The organism is Amycolatopsis lexingtonensis, assembly GCF_014873755.1.
GTDB classification, from domain to species: domain Bacteria; phylum Actinomycetota; class Actinomycetes; order Mycobacteriales; family Pseudonocardiaceae; genus Amycolatopsis; species Amycolatopsis lexingtonensis.
Window position 1 is genome coordinate 3,238,632 of record NZ_JADBEG010000001.1, and the last position, 23,643, is coordinate 3,262,274.

Genomic DNA, 23,643 nt, shown 5'->3' on the forward strand with positions numbered 1-23,643 from the left:
ATGACTGCCGAAGCAGGCGCCACTTCACGAAGAACCGCACTGAAGTACCTGGGCATGGGCGGGGGAACGGTCGCCGCGAGCGCGCTGCTGGCGGCGTGCACCAGCGTCCAAGAAGCCCAGAACGGTGGTAAATCGGGCCCGTTCCCGAGCACCCCGGGGTGGCGGTTCGTGTTCGTCAACCACGTCACCACCAACTCCTTCTTCGTCCCGACCCGGTCCGGGCTCGCCGACGCCGCCGCGCTGCTCGGCGTACCCGAACCACAGTGGACCGGCTCGGAAAACGGCAACGTCGCCCAGATGGCGAGCGCCATGGAAACGGCGATCAACAGCAAGGTCGACGGAATCGCCGTCTCGCTGACCGACGACAACGCGTTCGTCGACCTCACCAAGCGAGCGCTCGGCCAGGGCATCCCGGTGATCGCCTACAACGCGAGCGCGGCCGGGAACTACCCGCTCACCTACGTCGGGCAGGACCTGTACCTGTCCGGATTCCGCATGGGACAGCGCATCGCGCAGAAGATCACCTCCGGCGACATCCTGGTCGGCATCGCCCAGCCGGGCGGCAACAACGTCCAGCCGCGCCTGGACGGGATCACCGACGCGCTCAAGCAGGCCGCACCCGGCGTCCGGGTCCAGTCGGTGAACACCGGCGCCGAGCAGGCCGGCGAGCTCAACGCGATGACCGCCGCCTACACCGGGAACACCGGCGTCAAGGGGATCTACGCGGTCGACGCGGGCAGCACCGCCGCGTGCGCGAAGCTGATCGCCGACCGCAAGCTGTCCGGCAAGATCGGCAGCGGCGGGTTCGACCTGCTGGACGACACGGTGACCGGGGTGAAGGACGGCGCGCTCGACTTCACCATCGACCAGTCCCCCTACCTCCAGGGGTTCCTTTCCGTGCTCTACCTGTACCTGTTCCGCCTGTCCGGCACACTGGTCGCGCCGCCGGTCACCGACACCGGTCTCACGTTCGTCACCAAGGAAAACGTCGGCCCGTACGCGTCGGCCCACAGCCGGTTCGAGGGCGGCGACAACAAGGACGTGCTCGCGATGCCCGCTTCGATCCCGTTGCCGCCGCCGTCGGTGCTGAGCCGGTAGCGGGTGATGTCGTCGAAGCCGTTGCTCCTCGGCGTGCTGCAGGTCAAGGAGCTGAGCATCCTGCTGGTCACGATCGCCGCGGGGATCTACTTCACGGCGACCAGTGACGCGTTCAACTCCCTGGACAACTACCAGACGATCGCCCAGTACGTCGCACCGTGGTCGATCATCGCCGCGGGGCAGGTGATGTTGCTGATCTGCGGGGAAATCGACCTGTCCGCCGGCTTCGTGTTCACCCTCGCGCCGTTCACGATGATGCAGTTCTTCGTCAACGGCTGGCCGCTGTGGCTCGCGCTGCTCGGCGCGATCGTGGTGAGCACGCTGGTGGGCCTGGCGAACGGGCTCATCCGGACCGTGCTGGGGATCCCGTCGTTCATCACCACGCTGGGCATGGCGTTCCTGTTGCAGGGCCTGGTCTTGATCATCTCGAACGCCCGTCCGGTGGGCACGCCGAAGAACAGCGGCGTGCTCGAGGTGTTCGGCGGGGCGCGCTGGACCGAGTTCCTGTGGGCGCTCGGCGTGGTCGTCGTCATGCAGGTCGTGCTGTCGGCGACCCGGTTCGGCATCCACACGCAGGCCACCGGCGGGAACCCGGTCGGCGCCGCGGAGTCCGGCATCGCGGTGAACCGGGTGAAGGTGGTCAACTTCGCGATCACCAGCACGCTGGCCGGGCTCGCCGGCATCCTGCAGGGCACCCGGGTCGGCTCCTACGACCCGACCAACGGCGGGTTCACGACGATGTTCTTCGCGGTGGCGTCGGCCGTGATCGGCGGCACGGCGCTGCTGGGCGGGTCCGGCACGGTGGTCGGCGCGTTCCTGGGCGCGCTGCTGCTGGGCATCGTGTTCGACGGGTTCAACCTGACCGGGGTCAGCGCGAACGCGTTCAACGTGGTGCTCGGCGCCGCCATCTTGCTGGCGATGGTGCTGAACGTGACGCTGATCGTGGTGCGCAAGCGCATCGGCAGCCGGGAGCTGACATGACCGAACCCGCCGCCGAGGTCATCCGGGTCGAGGGCGTCGGCAAGAACTTCGGCCCGGTCAACGCGCTCGCCGACGTCAACCTTCACGTGCGGCGCGGCGAAGTGCTGGGGCTCATCGGGGACAACGGCGCCGGCAAGTCGACGCTGATCAAGATCCTCACCGGCTACCACCAGCCGAGTGGCGGGCGGATCCTGTTCGAGGGGAAGCCGGTCACGCTCAAGTCGGTGGTGCACGCGAGGTCACTGGGCATCGAGACGGTGTTCCAGGACCTGGCGATGGTCGACGAACTGCCGGTGTACCTGAACCTGCACCTGAACCGCGAGCTGACGCACCGCCCGGTCCCGTTCCTGCGGCGCCGCGAGATGAAGCGCCTCGCCCGGGAGGCGCTGGACTCGATCGGCATCAGCATCCCGTCGGTGGCGGCCGAGGTCGGCATGCTGTCCGGTGGCCAGCGGCAGGCGATCGCGGTGGCGCGGTCGGTGTACTCGAAGGCGAAGCTGTTGCTGCTCGACGAGCCGCTCGCCGCGATGGGCGCCAAGGAAAGCGCGATGATCCTGCGCCTGCTGCGGGAGCTGAAGCAGCGCGGGGACATCGCGATCATCCTCATCGCGCACAACTACGGGCAGGTGATGGACGTCTGCGACCGGGTGAACCTGCTGCAGCACGGGGAGATCACCTTCGACCGGGCGGCGGCGGACACCTCGGTGGCCGAACTGCTCGAGCTGGTGAACGCGGAATACCGCCTGGGCGGCGGGAACCAGGAACCGGGCCGGCCCTGACAGCCCAGACCAAAGGTCTTGAATGAGTCATTCAGGTCTTCGGAGGTCCTGAATGACTCATTCAAGACCTCCGCACTCACTGCCGCGCTGTCACTCGTGAGTCGACGGATAAGGGCGTGGGCGGTGATCGAGCCGTCGCTCTCACCCTCGGCGAAGGACTCGGCCGGTCACGCGGCGGACTGAGCACGAGATCCACCTCGCCGCCGTGCACTGGCTCCGCCGATTTGAAGGACGGCGCCCAGGAACCCGGGCCGGCTGGAAGGGGGTGCGCTTGGCGGAAGTGCCGGGGCGCGAAACGCACAACCCCTTCGTTGCCGGGTGAGCGCGGCGGTTCAGTCGCCGGCGCGCAGTTCGGTGTTGCGGCGTTGTGCTTCGTGGAGCTGGTCTTCGAGCGAAACGATCCGGCAAGCCGCCTCGACGGGAGTGCCCTGGTCGACCAGTTCCCGCGCCCGGGCGGCCAACCGCAGCTGCTGCCGCGAGTAGCGGCGGTGCCCACCGGCGGAGCGTTGCGGCGTGATCAGCCCGGCGTCGCCGAGGCTGCGCAGGAAACCCTGCGTCGTGCCGAGCATGTCCGCGGCCCGGCCCATGGTGTAGGCGGGGTACTCGTCGTCGTCGAACTTGTCGGCCCGGCTCGGCGTGGCCGGTCCTTCCTGGTCAGGTATCAAATCCACCTCCACATCACGAAGGACCCCGGGTGCCGTGGACGGCACCCGGGGTCCTCAAGGGTTGGGTTTCACCATTGTCAACCGGCGCGACCGCCGGCTTCCTGCACCCGCGTCCGGCCGAAAGCCGGATTGCGCGGGGATCGCTTACTCGTGACCGAGCACCACCTCCGAACTCGATGGAACTGCGGCACCCGCGCGGCGCTACCCAGCCGCTGCGGGCGATCCAATGATGGCTCCGTTCCCTTCTTTCCTCGGTATTCCACTTACTCGGTACTGCAACTGCGGATACTGCAACTTCAGGTACTGCGATTTCAGGTACTGCTACTGCACTTGCTACCGACGTCACTGCTGAGACCCTTCCACTGATCGGTCCCAGCACGCTGACGCCGCTGGCCACTGCCCGGAGCCCCGTTCACTGATCGGCTCCGGCCACCTGACCGGTCCTGCCACTACATCTTGCTTGCACTGCTTCGCGGGTAGTTACGTCCTCTCCCGCGCCTGCTTGATGTTGTCTCTCTCGGTACGAACAGAAGACTACACACACCCGCCGTTGAATGTCTACCCCGGCCGACATAGATTTTCGGCGTTGCTGACGACGACACGAAGGGGGAGACGCGATGCGGGACGAGGCCACCCAGGATCCGCTCGGGGAGCGCTACGGCCTGACAGGGGCCGCTGACCTCGGCGAATACGCCGAGGCACTGGCGCGGCTGCTGGCCCGGGGACGACGGGAGCAGTGCGTGGCGCTGGTGTCGGAGGCCGAGGCCTACGCGGCCGCGGAGCTGCTCGGGCAGTTCGCCATGCTCGATCCGCAAGCCGCGCTGAACCGGCTGGCCGCCACGCTCGCCAGCCGGCTCTACAGCCGGCTCGGCGCCTGACCAGGAACCGCTCACACGGGGCCGCTCCCCCACAGGCGCCACGTCTGGTTCAGCGGGCTGCTCTGGGTGACCGCCCGGCACGTCCACTGGATGAGCTGGGCGCGCGCGGCCGTGGCCGCCTGGTTGACGTCGACGCACTTGCCGCTGTGCCGGGCGACCAGCTGGTAGTCGTGGGAGTCGTTGCCGCTGTAGGTCACCTTCCGCAAGGTGAACTGCTGGTTCGCCGCACCGGAACCGCAGCTTCCCTGCTGGACGGCCGCACCATCGGCGGTCGACGCGCCGGCCACCTCGAGGCACTTGCCCGACTGCTGGTTGACGACGGTGAACGCGCCGGCGACCGGGCGGAAGTTCCACAGCTGCTGGTCGCCGCCCTCGCAGGGGAACTGCTGCTGGCGGTTGCCGTCGGCGGTGCTCAGGTCGGTGTTGTCCAGGCACTGCTGGGAATGCTGCGCGACAGCGACGGACTGGAACCCGGTCTCCGACGGCGGGAGCAGCGTGATGGTGAAGGTGTCGTCGGCGTTGGTGTGCGGGACGTTCACGGTCACGGCGTTGCCGGACAGCGTCAGCACCGAGTTCTGGACGGTGACCGGGCCGGCGACCGCGGCGCCGCCGTTGTACGGGATCCGCTGGACGAGCACCCGGACCTGGTTGCCCTGGACGATTCCGGTGGTGGCGTCCAGGCGCCGCAGGGCGACGGCGACGTTGCCGGTCGTGCCACCGCCACCGACCAGCACCTTCGCCGTCCCGATCGTCGCCGTGGCGAACGCGTCGTACGAACCACTGGGCGTGGTGGCCGCGATCCGGCCGGTCTGCGAGCCGTAGAACCGGTAGACCCACCACTCCCCCTTGGGCTGGTGCTGCCCCGCGGAATCATGGACGAGCAGGTTGCCGAGGTCGTTGTGGAGGTTTCCCCCGCTGGCCCAGTTGGCGCGCAGCCCGTCGGCGCCGGCCCGTTCGAGCCGGGTGATATACCACGAGCCGTCGCCGGGGTTCTGCTCGTTCGACGCGCCGTACTCGTTGATCTGGTAGGGCCGCGGGTGCGGGATGCCGCGCGCGTCGAGGGAAGCGTTGGCGGCGGCGACGTTCGCCACCGGATCGCCCGGCAGCGAGTGCCAGCTGACGATGTCCGGGACGACGTTCGCGGACCGGACGAAGTCGAGGTACTGCGTCCACCAGCCCGCCGAGGTCGACGGGACACCGGCGAGGCTCGGGCCGACGATCGGCTGGTCCGGGAACGCCGCCCGGATGCGTTGGTAGGCGCGTTGCCACATGGCGAAGTACTGGCTCTGCGGGCGGTTCCAGAAGAGCGAGATGTTCGGCTCGTTCCAGAGGTCCCACTCCACCGGGGCGCCGGTGGCGCGCACGTCGTTGATCAGGCGGGTGAGGAAGTTGTCGTAGTCGGTCCAGTCGCCGTTGTCGCCTGGGAAGCGGGAGATCGGGTAACCGTCCGCGCCCCACAGGTCGTGCACCAGCAGGACGAACTTGCCGCCGAGCGCGCGGGTGCGCAGCAGCTGGGCGCGGGTGGCGTTCCAGCGGCGGTCGTACCGGCCCGAGACCCAGCCGCCCGGGCTGTCCAGCTGCGCGCCGCCCGCGCGCATGGCCTGGAACTTCACGTCCCGGTAGAAGTGGTCGGCCGGCGCCGAGGCGGTTTCGGTCATGCCGTAGATCCAGCCGGATGCCCGGTAGGACGGCGTGCCGCCCCCGGCGGAGAAGTCGACGGCGATCGACTCGTCGGCGGCTCGGGCGGGCTCCGCGAGAGCCACGGCGGACGCGCCGGTGAGGGTGGCGGTGAGGAGGAAGGCGGCAAGGCCACGGCGGGCGCGCTCGCGCGAGATGTCCACGTGCGACTCCTTCGGGGCACGGACGACGAGGGTTGGTCGAACCGGTTCGACCAAGCAGTGAAGCTACGCCGTCGGGGAATCGCCAACAAGCGGCCAAATGGCGTCGAACCGGTTCACTTCTGCAGGCGGCGAGCCCCGGTACTGGACCGCAACGTCACTCCCGGCTGAAGCAAAGCGTGCCGCGGCTCGGCCGACCGGTCACCGATCTGCTCCAGCAGCAGCTCCACAGCCAGCCGCGCCATCTCCCCCGCCGGCACGTCCGCCGCGGTCAGCGGCGGATGGAAGTCCTCGGCCAGCCGATCGGCCAGCACCCCGGTGAGCGAGAAGTCCCGCGGAACGTCCAAGCCAGCCCGGTCGAGGGCCCGCTGCACCCCGGGCAGAGCGGCTTCGTTGATCGTCACCGCGGCGGTCACCTCAGGCCACCGCGCCCGGATCCGCTCGAAGCACTCCAGCCCGGCGGCCGGTTCGTCGGCGCAGCACAAGGTGTGCCCGGTGATCCCGCACTCCCCCGCCGCGCCGAGGAAGCCGGCCGTGGCGCGGACCGCCGGGCCGTAGCCCGCGGCGACCAGGTACTCGGAGCGGTTGATCAGCACCACGTGTTCGTGGCCGAGATCCGCGAGGTGGCGCACGCACCGCCCGATCAACGTCGCGTAGTCGACGTCGACCCACCACGACGCGCCGGGGTGCTCGACGTGCCCGATCGCGACGAACGGCAGCCCGGCGCCGGTCAGCCGGTCGACGCGGGCGTCCTCGAGCAGGATCTCCATGAGGATCACGCCGTCGACCCGGCGCCCGGTCACGATGCGCTCGAACGAGCGGTCGTGGTCGCCGCCGCTGGGCGAGAGCAGCACGTCGTGGTCGTGCGCCGCCGCGGCCTCCACGACGCTCGCCACGAACCCCAGCTGCGCGTCGGTGAGGCGCGCGCTCGCCGGCGGGATCACCAGGCCGATGGTCCGGGTCTTCCCCTCGGCCAGCGCCCGCGCGCTGGCGTTCGGCCGGTAGCCCAGCTCGGCGATGACGTCGTTGATCCGCCGCACCGTCCGCGCCGACACCGGCCGCTTGCCGCTCAGCGCGTAGGACACCGTGCTGCGGGACACCCCGGCCCGCTTGGCGATCTCGCCGATGTTCATGTCCGCCTCCCGTCCCCGGATCCGTCGGCGGCAACCGGTTCGACCATCTTGCCATCCCGGAACGCCGCCTCTTGCGGACGGGCCGAGCCTCGGTCTACGTTGTCCCCGCTCCCCTCATCGAACCGGTTCGATAACTGTCGTCGCCGTAGCCGCCAGGAGGACCCCATGCCGTACCCCCCGCGCTCCCGCCCGATCCCGGCCGCGCTGGCGGCGGTCGCCCTCGCCGCGACGCTGGCGGCCTGCTCGTCGTCCCCGGACACCGGCAGCACCGGCACGCTCTCGATCTGGGACCCGTACCCGCAGTTCACGGCCGGCTCCGCGTGGGCGAAGGTGATCGACGAGTGCGCGGCCGGAGCCGGGGTGAAGATCCAGCGCCAGGCCTACGACACGACCGACCTCACCGGCAAGGTGCTGCTCGCCGCCCAGCAGCACACCGCGCCCAGCGTGCTCGTGCTGGACAACCCGGTCGTTTCCACCATGGTCGAAGCGGGCGTGCTCAAGGCGAACGACGAGGTCGGGCTGGACGCTTCGCCTGCCTCGCCGAACCTGGTGGCCGCCGGCACCGTGCAGGGCCGGACGTACGGCGTACCGCTGGGTGCCAACACCCTCGCGCTGTACTACAACAAGGACGTCCTGGCCGCCGCGGGCGTCGACCCCGCCTCCGTCAAGGACTGGGCGTCGCTCGAAACGGCCCTGGGCAAGGTGAAGGCCGCCGGGAAGAAGGGCATCACGTTCTCCGCGATCGGCACCGAGGAAGGCAGCTTCCAGTTCCTGCCGTGGTTCTGGGGGTCGGGCGCGACGCTGACCGACCTGTCCGCTCCCCCGGCCGTCGCGGCGCTGACCCAGTGGAAGTCCTGGCTCGACCGCGGCTACGCCCCCAACTCGGTCATCAACAACACCCAGACGACCAGCTGGCAGGAGTTCGCCACCGGCCAGTACGCCTTCGCCGAGAACGGCACCTGGCAGCTGGAGAACGCGAAGAAGGCCGGTTTCCCGTACGGCGTGATCCCGATCCCGGGCCGCACCGGCGGCACCGCGCCCGCGCCGACCGGCGGCGAGTTCGTCACCGTCCCCGCACAGGACAACCCGGACACCGAGCGCACGGCAGGCAAGATCGCGGCCTGCCTCACCGCCCCGGACAAGGTGCTGACCTCGGACACGGCGCTGACCTACGTCTCGGCGGTGCCGTCGGTCCAGCAGCAGCAGGTGACGCAGAAGCCCGAACTCGCGGTGTGGGTCGACGCGGTGAAGAACGCCAAGGGCCGGACCGGGGACAACCTCGGCACGCGGTACCCCCGGATCTCGCAGCCGCTGTGGAACGCCGTCCAGGGCGCCCTCACCGGCTCGAAGACGCCGGACGCCGCGCTCAAGGACGCCCAGACGGCGGCGAAGTAGCCGCCCGGTGCGACTCGACAAGAAGCGGCTCGCCGGCTGGGCGTTCCTCGTTCCGCTGGTGGCCTACCTGCTCGCCTGCTACGGCTACCCGCTCTACACCACCGTCGACCTGAGCCTGCGCGACTACACCGTCCGGACCTTCGTCCGCGGCGGGGCGCCCTTCACCGGGTTCGCCAACTACGCCACCGTGTTCGCCGACCCGCGGTTCACGACCGCCTTGGTGAACACGCTCGTCTTCACGGCCGCGTCCCTGGTCTTCCAGTACGCGATCGGCCTGGCGATGGCGGTGTTCTTCACCCGCCGCTTCCGGTTGTCGGCGACGCTGCGGGCACTGTTCCTGGTGCCGTGGCTGCTGCCGCTGATCGTGTCGGGGTCGACCTGGGCCTGGCTGCTCAACAGCGAGTCCGGGCTGGTCAACGCCTTTCTCCACGGGCTCGGGCTGGCCCCGGTCGACTGGCTGACCTCGCCGTCCTGGTCGCTGGTGTCGGTCACGATCGCCAACATCTGGATCGGCATCCCGTTCAACCTCGTCGTGCTCCACAGTGGACTGCGGAACATCCCCGCCGAGGTGTACGAAGCGTCCGCTTTGGACGGTGCGACCGGCTGGCAGACGTTCCGCCACGTCACGTTCCCCGTCCTGCGGCCGGTTTCGGCGATCACCCTGCTGCTCGGCCTGGTCTACACGCTGAAGGTGTTCGACATCATCTGGATCATGACCAGGGGCGGGCCCAGCGGCTCGTCGAGCACGCTCGCCACCTGGTCCTACGAACTGGGGTTCGGCTCCATGCTGCCGAAGTTCGGGCCCGGCGCGGCCGTCGGCAACGTGCTCATCCTGCTCGCGTTCGCGGCCGGGCTGGTCTACATCCGCCTGCAGCGCCACCAGGAACAAGCGTGAAGCGCCCGGCGTGGCTGACCGCGATCGGCGTCCTGCTCACCGCGGCGATGCTCTTCCCGGTCTACTGGATGATCGCCGTCTCGCTCACCCCGGCCGGCGATCTCCGGAAGTCACCGCCGGACTTGTTCCCGGCCTCGCCCACCTTCGCGGGCTATGAGCAGGTCCTGCGCGAACAGCTGCCGTACTTCGGGACCAGCCTGCTCGTCGCGCTGGGCACCGTCGCGCTCACCCTGGTCATCGCCGCCCCGGCGGCGTACGCGCTGGCGAAGCTCCGCCCGCCGGGCCGGCGCGTGCTCGGGTTCGTGCTGCTGGTGGCGCAGATGATCCCGGGCATCATCATGGCGCTGGGCTTCTACGGGATCTACGTCAAGCTCGGCCTCACCAACTCGGTGGGCGGCCTGGTCGTCGCCGACTCCACCATCGCGGTGCCGTTCGCCGTGCTGATCCTCACCTCCTTCATGGCGACCGTGCCCGACGAACTGCTGCAGGCGGCCCGCATCGACGGCGCGGGGCCGTGGCGGACGTTCGCGTCGGTCGTACTCCCCGCCAGCCGCAACGGCGTCGTCACCGCGGCGCTGTTCTCGTTCCTGTGGGCGTGGTCGGACTTCGTGTTCGCCACCACCCTCGACGCCGGGGGCCGGCTGCGCCCGCTCACCCTGGGCATCTACCACTACATCGGCAACAACAACCAGGAGTGGAACGCGATCATGGCCACCGCCGTGGTCGCGTCCGTTCCCGCCACCGTGCTGCTCGTGCTCGCCCAGCGCTACGTCGCGGCCGGTGTCACCGCCGGCGCCGTCAAGGACTGAAGGGATCACCCTGTGACCGCCGAGTTCTCCGTCGGGGACATCCCGTTCAGCCGCGCCGGATCCTGGCTCGGCCTGTCCCCCGTGCTCAGCGCGACGCGGCGTGCCGACGACGTGCACGTGGTGTCCCACCGGCACGGCCTGCACCCGGTGCTGACGCTCGTGCCCGAGCGGGACGGCCACCGCGCCGCCACCGACGTCTCGGCCGATCCCGCCGTGCTCACCTGGAGCTCGCCCGACGGCCGGATCACCGCGGCCTTCCCGGACGCCGGAACGCTCCGGATCACCGGCACCGGCCTGGGCATGAGCATCGTCGCCACGGAGCCGGTCCTCACGCCGTTCACCGGACCGTACTTCTTCGCCGATCCGGCCGGGGCGGCCGTGTTCACCTTCTACGAGACGGGAAACCGCCTCCGGCTGACGCTGTTGTCCGGCCAGTGGACGTATCTCGGCGAGCAGGAACTCGGCTCGGCACGGCGCGGCGTCACTGTGGGTGCCGACGGCGGCCCGTGGGAGGTCGCGCTGGAGGAGATCACCACCGGCGCGCCGGCGTACGCGTCCACTGTGGACTTCCCGGGAGCCGCCGCCTCGGCGCGCGACGACTTCACCGCCTTCGCCGACGCGGTCGCCCCGTGGCGGGACAGCTCGACCCCCGCCGCCGAACTCGCCTGCTACGTGCTCTGGTCCGCCACGGTCGCACCCGCCGGGTTCCTCGCCCGCCCGGCCGTGCTGATGTCCAAGCACTGGATGAACAAGGTGTGGAGCTGGGACCACTGCTTCACCGCGCTGGCACTGGCCCCGGGTGCGCCGGAGCTGGCGTGGAACCAGTACCAGCTGCCCTTCGACCACCAGGACGGCCAGGGCGCGCTGCCGGACTCGGTCACCCACGCCGAGGTGCTCCGCAACTTCGTCAAGCCCCCGATCCACGGCTGGGCGCTCGCGCACCTGCGCGGCCGGCTCCCGGATGGGCTGCCCGATCCCGCACTGGCCTACCGGCAGCTCGCGGCCTGGACGTCGTTCTGGCTCGACCACCGCCGCGCCCCCGGGCAACGGCTCCCCTACTACGAACACGGCAACGACAGCGGCTGGGACAACGCCACGGTGTTCGCCGGCGAGCGGCTGGTCGTCACCGCGGACCTCGCGGCCTTTCTCGTCCTGCAGCTGAAGGAACTCGCCGCGCTGGCCCCCGCCGTCGGCGACACCCCCACCGACTGGGAGCGGCGCGCCGACACCCTGCTGGCCGCGCTGCTCGCCGAACTCTGGGACGGCTCGGCCTTCCGCAGCCGCACCGTGCGCACCGGAACGTCCCAAGGCGGCTCGAGCCTGCTCGACCTCATGCCGATCGTGCTCGGCGAGCACCTGCCCCGCGCCGTCTTCGAGCGGCTGTGCGCCCGCGTGGCCGAGCACCTCACGCCGATCGGGCTCGCCACGGAACTGCCGTCCTCGCCGTACTACGAACCCGACGGGTACTGGCGCGGCCCGGTCTGGGCCCCGGTCACGGTCCTCGTCGAGGACGGCCTCCGCCGCGGGGGCGCCACCGACCTCGCCGACGAGGTGAGCAGCCGGTTCCGCAGGACCTGCGAAGAACACGGCTTCGCCGAGAACTTCGACGCGTTCACCGGAGCGGGCCTGCGCGACCACGCCTACACCTGGACCGCCGGCGCCTACCTCCTGCTGAGCGAGGCGGCGCAGCAGCGGGAGGGCACGCGGAAAGCCGCCTGCGGGCCTGCCGCGCCCCGGTGAGCCGGAGCAGGGCGGCACCGCCGATCGTCCGATTGACGACCGGCAGCCGTTCGCTACCGTATGGGAGCGCTCCCAGGAATCGACGGCAGGAGTTTCCGATGGTTGCTCAGCGACGAGTTCGCCTACGCCCGGGCCCGGCGAGCGGTTGTGTCCTGGCCGCACTGCTGGCCGCGCAAGCCGTCGCGGCACCGCCGGCTTCCGCCGCCGAACTGACCCTGGCCGTGGACCTGTCCGCGGCCCGGCACCCGATCAGTCCCGACATCTACGGGATGAACGGCGGTGACCCGGCGCTCCTCGCGGAGCTCGGCACCCCGGTGTCGCGCTGGGGCGGCAACGCGAGCAGCCGCTACAACTTCGAGAACCACACCTACAACACCGGCAGCGACTGGTACTTCGAGAACATCGTGGCGGGGCCGGACGACACCCTCGAGGCGTACGTCCAGCGGAACCGGGACCGCGGGATCAAGCAGGTGGTCACCCTGCCGATGTCCGGCTGGGTCGCGAAAGACTCGCCCAGCTCGCCGCACGCCTGCGGTTTCCCGGCCACCCGCTTCCCCGCCCAGGATTCGTTCGACCAGTGGGACGCCAACTGCGGCAACGGCCGGCTGAACAACGCGGAGCTCACCGGAGCCGTCCCCACCGACACCTCCGTTCCGGCGGACGCCTCCTTCGCGGGCAAGACGGTCTCACACCTGGTGAGCCAGTTCGGCCCGGCAGCCCGCGGTGGCGTGCCGATCTACGAACTCGACAACGAACCGGTGCTGTGGAGCTCCACGCACCGCGACGTGCACCCCCAGCCCGTGACCGACGACGAGCTGGGCACCAAGAGCACGGCGACCGCCGCGGCCGTCAAGACCGCCGATCCGCGGGCGGCGGTCCTCGGCCCGTCCGGCTGGGGCTACTGCGAATGGATCGCCTCCGGGCTGGACGGGTGCGCGCCGGGCGCGGACGCCGCCGCGCACGGCGGGCTCAACCTGTCCCAGTGGTTCCTGAAGAACATGAAAGACGCGAGCACCACCGCCGGCAAGCGGCTCCTCGACTACTTCGACCAGCACTACTACCCCCAGATCAGCGGCGACAAGACCCCCGAAGCCAACGCGCTGCGGCTGCGGTCGACCCGCTCGCTGTGGGATCCCGCCTACGTCGAGGAATCCTGGATCGGGCCGAGCGGGGTCAACGCACCGCCGCTGCAGTTCATCCGCACGATGAAGCAGTGGGTCTCCCAGTACAACCCGGGCACCAGGACCGCCATCACCGAATACAACTGGGGCGCCTTGGACGACATCAACGGCGCCCTCGCCGAAGCCGACGTCCTCGGCATCTTCGGCCGTGAAGGACTCGACCTGGCCACCATCTGGGGCGAGCCGAAACCGGCGGACCCGGCCGCGTACGCGTTCCGGATGTACCGCAACTACGACGGCGCCGGAAGCCGGTTCGGCGAAGTGAGCGTGTCGGCGGCCAGCAGCGACCAGGGGCAGCTCGCGATCTATGGCGCGCAACGCCGCTGCGACGGCGCCGTGACCCTCATGGTGGTCAACAAGACCGGCACGGACCTCACTTCCCCGCTGTCGATCGCGGGCGCTCCCGGCACCGGCAAGGCACAGCGTTTCACCTACGGGCCGGCCGATCTCTCGTCGATCGTGCGGGGTCCGGACCTCGCCGTGGACCACGGCCACGTCACCACGACGTACCCGGCGAACTCCATCACCCTGCTGGTCCTGCCGCGTTAGCCCTGAATACCGGCCACCGCTACTCGAACACCCCGTAACCCTCGACGGCGTGGGCCCGGACGCCGTCCATGTCGAGCTCCACGCCGATGCCGGGCGTGTCGGGCAGCGTGATGTAGCCGTCCTTCACGATCGAGCCGCTCCCGTCGGGGGCGTGGACGTAGCTGTCCCACACCGCGCGCTCTTCGAGGGCGTGCCATTCCTGGACGAGGAAGTTGGGGATCGCGCCACACTGGTGCGACGTGGCCATCGTGCCCAGCGGCGTCGACACCAGGTGCGGGGCGAACGGGATGTAGTGCAGCTCCGCGAGGTTGGCGATCTTCTTGGCCTCCGCGAGGCCCCCGCACTTCGGTACGTCCGGTTCGATGACGTCGACGGCGCCGCGTTCGAGCAGCTCGCGGAAACCCCAGCGCAGGTAAAGGTTTTCTCCGGCGCAGATCGGGGTGCGGGTCTGTTCGCGCACCCGCACCAGCGCGTCGACGTTCTCCGCCGGCAGCGGCTCCTCCAGCCACATCAGGTGGAACGGCTCCAGCTCCCACGCGATCCGGCACGCGCTCGGCACGTCGTAGCGGGCGTGCAGGTCGATGGCCAGGTCGACGTCCGGTCCGATCGCTTCGCGGACGGCGGCCACGCGCTCGACCATCGAGCGCAGCTCGGCGGCGTTGATCGTGTGGTTGAAGGCGTCGAACTTGGCCGGGTGGTGCAGGTCGTCGATGTCGAACTTGATGGCGGTGAAGCCTTCCGCGACCATCCGCTGGGCCCGGTCGACGCACCCGGCGACCGAACCGGCGGGGTCGTCGCCGTCGCCGCAGTCGGCGTAGAGGCGGATCCGGTCGCGGAACTTCCCGCCGAGCAGGCGGTACACCGGCTGGCCCGCCGCCTTGCCCGCGAGGTCCCACAGCGCGATCTCGATACCGGACAGGGCGATCACGAACACCCCGCTCTGCGCGCCCGCGAAAACCTTGCTGCGGCGCAGTTTTTCCCAGCACCGCTCGACGTTGCGCGGGTCCTCGCCGATCAGCAGTGGCTTCAAGGAGTCGATCATCCCCACGACGGCACCCGCGCCGGCGTCGGGATTGGCCTCGCCGAACCCGCTGAGGCCTTCGTCGGTGTCGATCCGCACCAGCGTGGCTTGACCGTGGTAGGCCACCACCGCCGTCGTCACGTTCACGATCCGCATTGGTCTCCTGCCGCAGGGTAGTGCCGAAGAACGGGACTGTCGCGATGTCTAACTTGTCCTATAAGCTGATGACATGCCAAGGAGACAAGAGTCTCCGGACGCTGTCAAGGTCCGGACTCTTCCGGTGCAGGTGGCGGCCCACCTGACCCGGCGCATCGTCAGCGGCGAAATCGAGGACGGCCGGGCGCCGTCGGAACTCGAGATCTCGAACGAGTTCGGCGTTTCCCGTGTCGTGGCGCGGGAAACGCTCAAGATCCTCGCCTCGCTCGACATCGTCGACGTCGCCCAGGGCCGCCGGGTCGTCGTGCGCCCCCGCGCGGAATGGGACTACCTCAACCCGTTGCTGATCGAGTGGCTGCCCACGGAGATCGTCGACGAGCTCTTGCAGGAACTGCACCAGATGCGCACACTGCTCGAACCCGAACTGGCCGCGATGGCCGCGGCCAGCATCACCAACGAGACGCTGGCCCGGCTCGGCGACGAGATCGGCCGCATGGCGGCGCTCGAAGCGGATCCCGAGGCTTACCTCGAGGTCGACCACGAATTCCACATGGAGATCTGCCGGGCGGCCGACAACCGCATCCTCGACCGGATCATGTACTCCGCCCGCTGGCTCGGCACGGCCAGCCGGCGCGTCACCAACGAGGCGCCGGCCGGGCTGCACCGCGCCACCGCCCAGCACACGGAGATCTACGAAGCGCTCGTGGCGCGTGACCCGGCCGGGGCCCGCGAGGCGATGCGCAAGCACCTGAGCAACAACTTTTCCACGCTCCTCGCGGAGAAGGGGCAGCGAAGCAAGCGGGCCGCCAAGCGGCGTTGACACCCTGCAGGACCTGGTTCCGGAACCGATGACGAGGACGGACGAGGCATGGCGGCACCGGCGATCCCACCGATCCGGCTGGGGCTGATCGGCACCGGTCTCGCGGTCGAGAAGCTGCACTGGCCGGCGTTGCGCGCGCTCGCCGACCGCTTCACGGTCACCGCGTACACCGACGCCTCTGCGGAGCAGCGCAGGCGGTTCGCCGCCTACAGCGGGATCGACCCGGCCCGGGCCGTCGCCGGCCGGGCCGCGTTGCTGGCCCGCGACGACGTGGACGCCGTGCTGATCGCGGTGCCGATCCCGCACTTGTACGAGGTGGCGCGGGAAGCGCTCGCGGCGGGCAAGGACGTGCTCTGCGAGAAGCCGGCCGGTGCCGACGCGGAGCAGGCCGCGGCCTTCCTGGCCCTGGCGGCCGGGTACCCGGATCGCACCTTCGTGGTGGGCGAGAACTACTTCTACCGCGACGACCTGCGCTACGCCCGCACCCTGCTCGACAGCGGCGTGATCGGCCGCCCGCACCTGATGGCGTGGCGGCACGCCGGCCAGTCGGTGCCCCGGCCGGGCGGGTTCACCAGCACGCCGTGGCGGCACCGGCCGCAGTACCGCGGCGGCGTGCACCTCGACTTCGGTGTGCACCACATCGCCCAGATCCGGTTGCTCTGCGGCGACATCGCGTGGGTGCACGGTGCCGTGCAGGCGGCCAACAGCACCATCGACGCACCGTCGGACCTCACGCTCAACCTCGTCTTCACCGGAGGCGCCATCGGCAACTACACCGCGTCCTTCCCCGAAATCCCGGTGCCGCCCGAACCCAACGAAATGCGGCTGTACGGCACCGAGGGCGTGCTCGTGCTCGCCGGATCCGATGTGGAGCGCCGCGTGACCCGCAGCAGCGCCGACGCCACCACCCGCACGACCGTCTTCCGCGGTATCGACAACGGCTACCGGGCGGAGCTCGTCGACTTCGCCGACGCCGTGCAGTTCGGGGTGCGGCCGGTCGGCAGCGTCGCGCAGAGCGTGGCCAACGCGATGGTCGTCCAGCGGGCGTTCGACTCCGCGGAACGGGCGGCCGCTCTGGCGCTCGACCCCGTGCCCGGCGCGGGCCCGGTACCGCTGTGGCGGCCCCGTGGTTCGACGGGGCTGTTCGACGGGCTGCCCGGACAACGCATCAGCAGTACGGCGTCCTTCGCCGCGTGAACGACCCGCAGCGCGGCACTCGCCCCGCTGTCCCCGCCGGTTGCACCGTCGCCCCGTCGGTATGAGGAGTTGTCATGGAAGAGAAAACGGACCTGTCGAGGCGCACCTTCCTCGGGATGAGCGCGGGGATGAGCGCGCTGGGCGTGCTCGGCCTCGCCGGGTGCGGGAGCGGCCCCGCCCCCGCGCCGCAGGTCGACGTCCAGGTGCCCCAGGCGCTGCTCGACCAGGCAGCCGCGCTCCGCGGCGGGTCGGTGGGGATGCTCTCGCAGAAGCTGTATTCGGAAGCCGCCAACAAAGCGCTGGACAAGTCGCTGCAGGTCTTCGCGCAGGCCACCGGCACCACCATCCACAACGACCTCGTCTCCGGCGACGCCGGCGACATGGTCGCGAAGATGGACGCCGAGGTGAAGGCGGGCACCAACCGCGACCTGGCCTTCATGAGCGACCGCCGGTTCGTCGGCCAGCTCCACAACCTCGGCGCCCTCACCGACGTCACCGACGTGGTCACGGAAATGAAAGCTCTTTACGGGGAGCCCGCGACCGAGGCGAACGACTACTGCGTGTTCGGCGGGCGCTGGTTCGCGATCCCCTACCACTTCATCGCGACCGGGATGTACCTGCGCAAGGACTGGTACCAGGAGAAAGGCCTCCCGCTCAAGCCCTACTACTCGTGGGAAGAGCTGCGCGACAACGCGTTGGCGGTCTCCGACCCGGCGAAGCGGCGCTACGGCTGGGGCCTCACGGTGAACCGCTCCGGCGACGCCAACGGCTTCATCGCGAACGTCATCAACACCTACGGCGGGGCGATCGCGGACAACACCGGCACGAAGGTGGTGTTCAACTCGCCGGAGACCGTCGCCGCCGTTTCGTTCATCGGCGACATCTACACGAACCCGAAGTACAAGCCGATGCTGCCGCCCGGGATCGGCAGCTGGACCGACTCGAGCAACAACGAGAACTGGCTGGCCCAGATCCTGGGCCTGACGCTCAACCAATTCAGCGTCTACGCCGACTCGAAGAGCAAGAAGAACCCGGTCTACGGCAACACGCACGTGTTCAACGGCGCCACCGGGCCGGCGCTCGACCGGCCGCTCGCGTTCGGCGAGTCCAACTCGTTCGTCGTGTTCAAGGGCGCGAAGAACCCCGCGCTGGCCAAGCTGGTGGCGAAGTTCATGGTCGGCGGGACCGCGCTGCTCGGCGTCGCGAAGGAAGCGCCCTGCCTGGTCAACCCGTCGTGGAGCAAGGTGTGGGACTCCGACCCGTACTACACGAACGGTGACCCGGCCTTCGCCGCGTTGCGGGAGCAGACCCGCGCGAAGCTCCCGGTGACCACCAAGACCGGCTACGCGTTCCCCCAGGCCCCGAGCCCCGGCGAGCAGGCCGCCACCGCCGCGTACCTGCTGACCGACATGATGCAGTCGGTCATCCAGGGCACCCGGCCGGCCGACGCCGTCGCCACGACCCACGGCCGGATCGTCCAGATCTTCGAGCAGCAGGGCTACCGCCAATGACCGTCGTTCGTCCGAAGAGGACACTGCCGGCGCCGGCCCGCCCGGCGCCGGCCACGTCGTCCTCGCTCTCCCGGTCGCAGCGGCTGCTCGGACGTGACTGGCGCCTCGCCGCCGTGTTCGTCGGGCCGACGCTGGTGCTGGTCGCCGGGCTGATCCTGGTCCCGATCGTCAGCTCGGTCTTCACCAGCGTCACCGAACGCCACGGCGCGGAAACGGTTTTCGTCGGCCTGGACAACTACACCGCCCTCGCCGGCGACGGCTTGTTCCACCAGGGCGTGCTCAACTCGTTCGTCTTCACCGCCTACGCCGAGATCTTCAAGGTGACCTTCGGTCTCATCGCGGCGCTGATGCTGCACCACATGCGCCGCGGCAAGGCGATCATCGCCGGGGTGATCCTGCTGCCGTGGGTGATCCCGACGGTCGTCACGGCCTTCACCTGGCGGTCCCTGCTCGACCCGATCTTCGGCAGCGTCAACGTCCTGCTCACCGAATCCGGGATCGGGCCCGGCCTCGCCGCGATCGGGCTCGTCGACAAGTGGCCAGCGGAGTGGCTGTCCGATCCCGCGCTCGCGATGCCGGCGGTCATCCTGGTCAACGTCTGGAAGGGCATCCCGTTCTTCACGGTGACGTTCCTCGCCGGGCTCAAGGCCATCGACAGCGGTCTCCACGAGGCGGCGATGGTGGACGGCGCCTCGCCGTGGCAGCGCTTCGTACACATCACGCTGCCGGGGCTGCGTCCCGTCATGATCGTGACGGTGCTGCTGTCGTCGATCTGGACGTTCAACAACTTCGACCTGATCTGGCTGATGACCCAGGGCGGGCCGGGGGACGCCACCGCCCCGTACGTGATGGTGGCCTACTCGAAGGCGATCCAGCAGCTGCAGCTCGGCGCGGGCGCCGCGGTGACGCTGGTGATGCTGCCGGTCATCGCGATCCTCGTGGTGATCCTCGTGCGGATGATGCGCCGCAGCGACCTGCCCGGCGCCGCCGACCTCGGGCACCGGCGGCTCAGTCCCGCTCAGCGCCGGGCGCTGCCCTGGGTGATCGTCGTGGCCTCGGTGCTGGTGCTGGTCTGGGCGTCGCCGCACATAGTCTGGAAAGCCGCGCTCGTGCTGGGCGTCTTCGTGCTGCTCGCGGCCGTCGTCGGCCGGATCGTCTCCGCGCTCGCCGCGCGGAGCAAACGGCTGGCCGCCCGCCTGGTCGGCGGCACCAGCTCGGGGGTGGCGCTCGTCGCCCTGCTGGGCTTCGTGCTCGCCCCGCTCTACTGGATGACGGTCACGGCCTTCAAGTCCGACGACCAGATCGTCGCGCGCACCGACGACCTCTGGCCGACCCCGTGGACCACCCAGCAGTTCACCAACCTGTTCTCCGGCCGGGCGTTCGGCACCTGGTACGTCAACACGATCCTGGTGTCGGTGGCGTCCACGGTGATCGCCCTGATCTGCGCGGCGCTGGCCGGCTACGCGCTGGCGCGGCTGAAGTTCCGGGGTTCGGAGAGCTTCACGGTGACGATCCTGCTCACCTACGTGATGCCGGGCGCGCTGCTGTTCATCCCGCTGTACCAGCTGATGAGCGGGATCGGGCTCAACGACTCGTTGTGGTCGCTCGTGCTCGCCTACCCGACGTTCACCCTGCCGTTCGCGACGTGGCTGCTCGTCGGCTACTTCAAGTCGATCCCGGCCGACCTCGAGGAGGCCGCGCTGGTCGACGGCTGCACGCGGTTCGGGGCGTTCCGGCGGATCGTGCTGCCACTGGCCAAGCCGGGCCTGCTCGCGGTCGCGCTGTTCACGCTCACCAACGCGTGGAACGAGTTCCTGTTCGCCTTCGTGTTCATCACCAAGGACGACTACAAGACGCTGCCGGTCGGCATGCAGTCGATGATCTTCGGCGACGTCGTCCCGCAGGGCCAGCTGGCCGCGGCGTCGCTGCTGATCAGCATCCCGGTCGTGCTGATGTACGGCTTCGGGCAGCGGTTCCTGACCGAGGGACTCACCGCGGGGGCCGTGAAGGGATGAGCGCGATCACCGAGGAGCACGTCGCGACCTCGTCACGGCCGAGCGACCTGCGCATCACCGACCTGCGGGTGGCCAACGTGACCGGCGTGCCGTTCCGCTCGTCGATCATCCGGATCGACACGAACCAGGGACTGTCCGGCTACGGCGAGGTGCGCGACCAGGCCAGCGCCACCTACGCGCTCGTGCTGAAGAGCAGGCTCCTCGGGGAAAACCCGTGCAACCTCGACAAGATCTTCCGCAAGATCAAGCAGTTCGGGTACCACGGCCGCCAGGGCGGCGGGGTCTCCGGCGTCGAGATGGCGCTGATGGACCTGGCCGGCAAGGCGTACGGCGTACCCGCGTACGCGTTGATCGGGGGCCGGTTCCGGGACGAGATCCGCTGCTACGCGGACACGCCGTCGCTGCCGGACCCGCACGCGATGGGCGCCCGGCTGCTGGAACGCAAGCGGCGCGGGTTCACGATGCTGAAGATGGACGTGGGCGTCGACCTGCTGTGGGACGTGCCGGGAGCGCTGATCGCGCCGCCGGGCGCCCGCGCGGACGACACGACGATGCACCCCTTCACCGGCATCCAGGTCACCGCTCGCGGCGTCGAGCACTTGGTGTCCTATGTGGACATCGTCCGGTCGGTCGTCGGCTACGACGTCGCGCTCGCCGCCGACCACTTCGGCCACATCGCCCTGGACTCGTGCATCCGGATCGGCCGCGCGCTGGAGCCGTTCACCCTGGCGTGGATCGAAGACCTGCTCCCGTGGCAGCTGACCGACCAGTGGCGCCAGCTCACCACGTCCGTCGCCGTCCCGACGTGCACTGGCGAGGACATCTACCTGCTCGACGGCTTCCGGCCGTTGCTGGACGCCGGCGCCATCCGCGTCGTCCACCCCGACCCGGCGACGTCGGGCGGCATCGCGGAGACCAAGCGGCTCGGCGACTACGCGCAGGAGCGCGGGATCGCGATGGCCCTGCACCTGGCGGCGTCGCCGATCGCGACGATGGCGTGCGTGCACCTGGCCGCCGCCACGGAGAACTTCCTCGCCCTCGAACACCACGCGGCCGACGTGGAGTTCTGGAGCGACCTCGTCACCGGCCCGCTGATCCGGGACGGCCACATCGCGGTCCCGGACACGCCGGGCCTGGGCTTCGGCGACCTCAACGAGGACCTGCTGCGCCGCCACCTCGACCCGCGCGATCCGGTGTTCTTCGCGGAAACGACGCACTGGGACGCGGAGTCGAGCCACGACCGGCTGTGGAGCTAGTCCCGACTGTGAGCTCGTTCACATGTGGTCACAGCCGAGCGGAACGCGGTGTCTGGTGGGCATGACGAACGAAGAACAGACCTCGGTGCTGATCACCGGTGGCAACAAGGGACTCGGTTTCGAAGCGGCCCGGCGGCTCGGGGAGCGGGGCTGGACGATCTTCCTCGGCTCACGGGACGAAGGCCGGGGCCAGGCGGCCGCCGACAAGCTGGCCGCCGGTGGCGCGAACGTGGTCATGGTCCCGCTGGACGTGACCTCGGACGAGTCGGTGGCCGACGCCGTACGGCTCGTGCGCAAGCACACCGACCGGCTGGACGTGCTGATCAACAACGCCGGCGCACCGGGAAACGCTGTCCCACCCGCGGAGGCTACGGCCGACGAGATCCATTCCGTCTACGACACCAACGTGTACGGGCCGGTCAGGGTCACGCACGCGTTCCTACCCCTGCTGACCGCGGCGGACCACCCACGGGTGGTGATGGTGTCCAGCGGGGGCGGTTCCTTCGCGGTCATGGCCGATCCGACGCAGGCCGTCTCGAAAATGCACGAACTCGCCTACAGCTCGTCGAAAGCGGCGCTGAACATGATCACCGTCCGGTACGCCCAGGCGCTCCCCAACATCAAGTTCAACGCCATCACCCCCGGCGAGGTCGCCAACCACAAGTACACCGCCACCGACATGAACAACCACACCGGACAGCTGACGGTCACCGAGGGCACCGACCCGATCATCGAACTCGCGACGCTCGACGCCGACGGACCGACCGGGATCTTCATCGATCGCCTCGGCCCCGTCGGCTGGTAACCGCGAACCGTAGAGGGTGCGGGGCTCGGGCCGGCGGGGTCAGCAGCGGCGCGCCAGCGTCTTGAATGAGTCATTCAGGACCTCCGAAGACCTGAATGAGTCATTCAAGACGTGGGGCGAGCGGGTCACCGGCGGCGGAGTGGCCCTAGGCACGGCCCTGTTCGGCCCGCCACCGTTCGTACTCGGGCCGGGCCTCGTCCGAAAGCGGGTAGTACCGCCGCAAATCGCCGCCCTCGGACAGGCGGATGCGGGAGAACTCCTCCCACTCCGCGTGGTCCTGGGCGTGGGCCACCAGCGCGGGCGCGAGCTTGACCGGCACGACGACCGCCCCGTCGTCGTCGGCTACCACGATGTCGCCCGGCTCGACGAGCGTGCCGCCGCACGCCACCGGGACGTTGACGGCGGCCGGGACGATGCCGGTCTGCGCGTGGAAGTTCGGGGTGGCGCCCCGGATCCACAGCCCCAGACCGAGCTGCTTGGCCTCGCCGGTGTCGCGCAGGCACCCGTCGACCACCACGCCGACGCCGCCGCGGCCTTTGAAGTAGGTCAGCATCATCTCGCCGAACACGCCGCTGCTCATGTCGCCGCGCGCGTCGACGACGATCATGTCGCCGGGCTGCGCGTGGTACATGACGTGGCGGTGCAACTGTTTTTCCGGTTCTTCGTACTCGTCGACCGGGTAGAGGTCCTCGCGCTTCGGCAGGAATTGCAGCGTCAGCGCCGGACCGGCCACGCGCAGGCCGGGCGTCACCGAGACCGGTCCGCGGATGAACGCGCTGCGGATCCCCATGCGGCTGAGCTCGCCGCTGGCCGTGGCACTGCCGATGGCCGCGAGGGCCGCACTGAGTTCGGCGGGCGGGCGGACGATGTCGTGCGTCTCGACCAAGTCGGTAGCTCCCTCGGATCCGCGCTGACCGTGGC

The 23,643-nt window shown here is 69.8% G+C and carries 20 protein-coding genes; 15 read left to right on the forward strand and 5 right to left on the reverse strand.

Features of this window, described 5'->3' with window-relative positions; all coding sequences use genetic code 11:
* From H4696_RS14705 to H4696_RS14715, 3 genes are read left to right on the forward strand one after another with little or no spacing between them, the layout of a single operon-like run.
* Entirely contained in the window at nucleotides 1–1,098 is a 1,098-nt protein-coding gene (locus tag H4696_RS14705; RefSeq protein WP_086857978.1) for a sugar ABC transporter substrate-binding protein, read from the forward strand.
* A gap of 6 nt (nucleotides 1,099–1,104) precedes the next feature.
* Nucleotides 1,105–2,079, forward strand: coding sequence for an ABC transporter permease (locus tag H4696_RS14710; RefSeq protein WP_086857977.1), 975 nt, complete (start codon nucleotides 1,105–1,107; stop codon nucleotides 2,077–2,079).
* Complete coding sequence (locus tag H4696_RS14715; protein ID WP_086857976.1) at nucleotides 2,076–2,858, forward strand: ATP-binding cassette domain-containing protein; 783 nt, start codon at nucleotides 2,076–2,078, stop codon at nucleotides 2,856–2,858. The genes H4696_RS14710 and H4696_RS14715 overlap by 4 nt, the downstream gene beginning before the upstream one ends.
* Before the next feature lie 332 nt (nucleotides 2,859–3,190).
* Here H4696_RS14715 and H4696_RS14720 read toward each other — a convergent pair whose 3' ends face one another.
* Nucleotides 3,191–3,523 carry a helix-turn-helix domain-containing protein gene (locus H4696_RS14720; RefSeq protein WP_086857975.1) on the reverse strand — a complete coding sequence of 111 codons (333 nt, stop codon included), beginning with the start codon at nucleotides 3,521–3,523 and terminating at the stop codon, nucleotides 3,191–3,193.
* A 617-nt stretch (nucleotides 3,524–4,140) separates the two neighbouring features.
* Here H4696_RS14720 and H4696_RS14725 point away from each other — a divergent pair.
* Entirely contained in the window at nucleotides 4,141–4,401 is a 261-nt protein-coding gene (locus tag H4696_RS14725; RefSeq protein ID WP_086857974.1) for a hypothetical protein, read from the forward strand.
* A gap of 11 nt (nucleotides 4,402–4,412) precedes the next feature.
* On the opposite strand, the gene H4696_RS14730 is transcribed toward H4696_RS14725, so the two are convergent.
* Entirely contained in the window at nucleotides 4,413–6,242 is a 1,830-nt protein-coding gene (locus H4696_RS14730; protein ID WP_086857973.1) for an RICIN domain-containing protein, read from the reverse strand.
* Nucleotides 6,243–6,355: 113 nt separating this feature from the next.
* Nucleotides 6,356–7,393 carry a LacI family DNA-binding transcriptional regulator gene (locus tag H4696_RS14735; RefSeq protein ID WP_276328918.1) on the reverse strand — a complete coding sequence of 346 codons (1,038 nt, stop codon included), beginning with the start codon at nucleotides 7,391–7,393 and terminating at the stop codon, nucleotides 6,356–6,358.
* Between the two features lie 144 nt (nucleotides 7,394–7,537).
* On the opposite strand from H4696_RS14735, the gene H4696_RS14740 reads away from it, so the two are divergent.
* The 5 genes from H4696_RS14740 (at nucleotide 7,538) to H4696_RS14760 (ending at nucleotide 13,941) form a co-directional block, all read left to right on the forward strand.
* A complete protein-coding gene (locus H4696_RS14740) occupies nucleotides 7,538–8,767 on the forward strand; it encodes a sugar ABC transporter substrate-binding protein (protein WP_086857971.1) in 1,230 nt (409 codons plus the stop codon).
* 7 nt (nucleotides 8,768–8,774) lie between these two features.
* Nucleotides 8,775–9,662: a carbohydrate ABC transporter permease gene (locus tag H4696_RS14745; protein ID WP_086857970.1), complete on the forward strand. Its 888-nt coding sequence runs from the start codon at nucleotides 8,775–8,777 to the stop codon at nucleotides 9,660–9,662.
* Nucleotides 9,663–9,709: 47 nt separating this feature from the next.
* Nucleotides 9,710–10,471, forward strand: coding sequence for a carbohydrate ABC transporter permease (locus tag H4696_RS14750; RefSeq protein WP_086857983.1), 762 nt, complete (start codon nucleotides 9,710–9,712; stop codon nucleotides 10,469–10,471).
* 12 nt (nucleotides 10,472–10,483) lie between these two features.
* Complete coding sequence (locus H4696_RS14755; RefSeq protein ID WP_086857969.1) at nucleotides 10,484–12,211, forward strand: amylo-alpha-1,6-glucosidase; 1,728 nt, start codon at nucleotides 10,484–10,486, stop codon at nucleotides 12,209–12,211.
* Nucleotides 12,212–12,309: 98 nt separating this feature from the next.
* On the forward strand, nucleotides 12,310–13,941 hold the full coding sequence (locus H4696_RS14760) for a glycoside hydrolase family 44 protein (protein WP_192782315.1): 1,632 nt from the start codon (nucleotides 12,310–12,312) through the stop codon (nucleotides 13,939–13,941).
* A gap of 19 nt (nucleotides 13,942–13,960) precedes the next feature.
* On the opposite strand, the gene H4696_RS14765 is transcribed toward H4696_RS14760, so the two are convergent.
* On the reverse strand, nucleotides 13,961–15,118 hold the full coding sequence (locus H4696_RS14765) for a mandelate racemase/muconate lactonizing enzyme family protein (RefSeq protein WP_086864151.1): 1,158 nt from the start codon (nucleotides 15,116–15,118) through the stop codon (nucleotides 13,961–13,963).
* Nucleotides 15,119–15,191: 73 nt separating this feature from the next.
* Between H4696_RS14765 and H4696_RS14770 the strand changes: the two genes are divergently transcribed.
* The 6 genes from H4696_RS14770 to H4696_RS14795 all read left to right on the forward strand — a co-directional run bounded on the left by H4696_RS14770 (nucleotide 15,192) and on the right by H4696_RS14795 (nucleotide 22,722).
* Nucleotides 15,192–15,938 carry a FadR/GntR family transcriptional regulator gene (locus H4696_RS14770; RefSeq protein ID WP_225955688.1) on the forward strand — a complete coding sequence of 249 codons (747 nt, stop codon included), beginning with the start codon at nucleotides 15,192–15,194 and terminating at the stop codon, nucleotides 15,936–15,938.
* Nucleotides 15,939–15,986: 48 nt separating this feature from the next.
* Nucleotides 15,987–17,135 (forward strand): Gfo/Idh/MocA family protein, encoded by a 1,149-nt coding sequence (locus H4696_RS14775; protein ID WP_086864153.1) that lies wholly within the window; start codon nucleotides 15,987–15,989, stop codon nucleotides 17,133–17,135.
* Between the two features lie 74 nt (nucleotides 17,136–17,209).
* Nucleotides 17,210–18,646 (forward strand): twin-arginine translocation signal domain-containing protein, encoded by a 1,437-nt coding sequence (locus H4696_RS14780; RefSeq protein ID WP_086864154.1) that lies wholly within the window; start codon nucleotides 17,210–17,212, stop codon nucleotides 18,644–18,646.
* On the forward strand, nucleotides 18,643–20,661 hold the full coding sequence (locus H4696_RS14785) for an ABC transporter permease (protein ID WP_192782316.1): 2,019 nt from the start codon (nucleotides 18,643–18,645) through the stop codon (nucleotides 20,659–20,661). The genes H4696_RS14780 and H4696_RS14785 overlap by 4 nt, the downstream gene beginning before the upstream one ends.
* A complete protein-coding gene (locus H4696_RS14790) occupies nucleotides 20,658–21,917 on the forward strand; it encodes a mandelate racemase/muconate lactonizing enzyme family protein (protein WP_086862009.1) in 1,260 nt (419 codons plus the stop codon). The genes H4696_RS14785 and H4696_RS14790 overlap by 4 nt, the downstream gene beginning before the upstream one ends.
* A 61-nt stretch (nucleotides 21,918–21,978) precedes the next feature.
* Entirely contained in the window at nucleotides 21,979–22,722 is a 744-nt protein-coding gene (locus H4696_RS14795; protein ID WP_086862008.1) for an SDR family oxidoreductase, read from the forward strand.
* A 145-nt stretch (nucleotides 22,723–22,867) separates the two neighbouring features.
* Here H4696_RS14795 and H4696_RS14800 read toward each other — a convergent pair whose 3' ends face one another.
* Nucleotides 22,868–23,608 carry a ribonuclease activity regulator RraA gene (locus tag H4696_RS14800; protein WP_086862007.1) on the reverse strand — a complete coding sequence of 247 codons (741 nt, stop codon included), beginning with the start codon at nucleotides 23,606–23,608 and terminating at the stop codon, nucleotides 22,868–22,870.
* Nucleotides 23,609–23,643 lie beyond the last annotated feature (35 nt).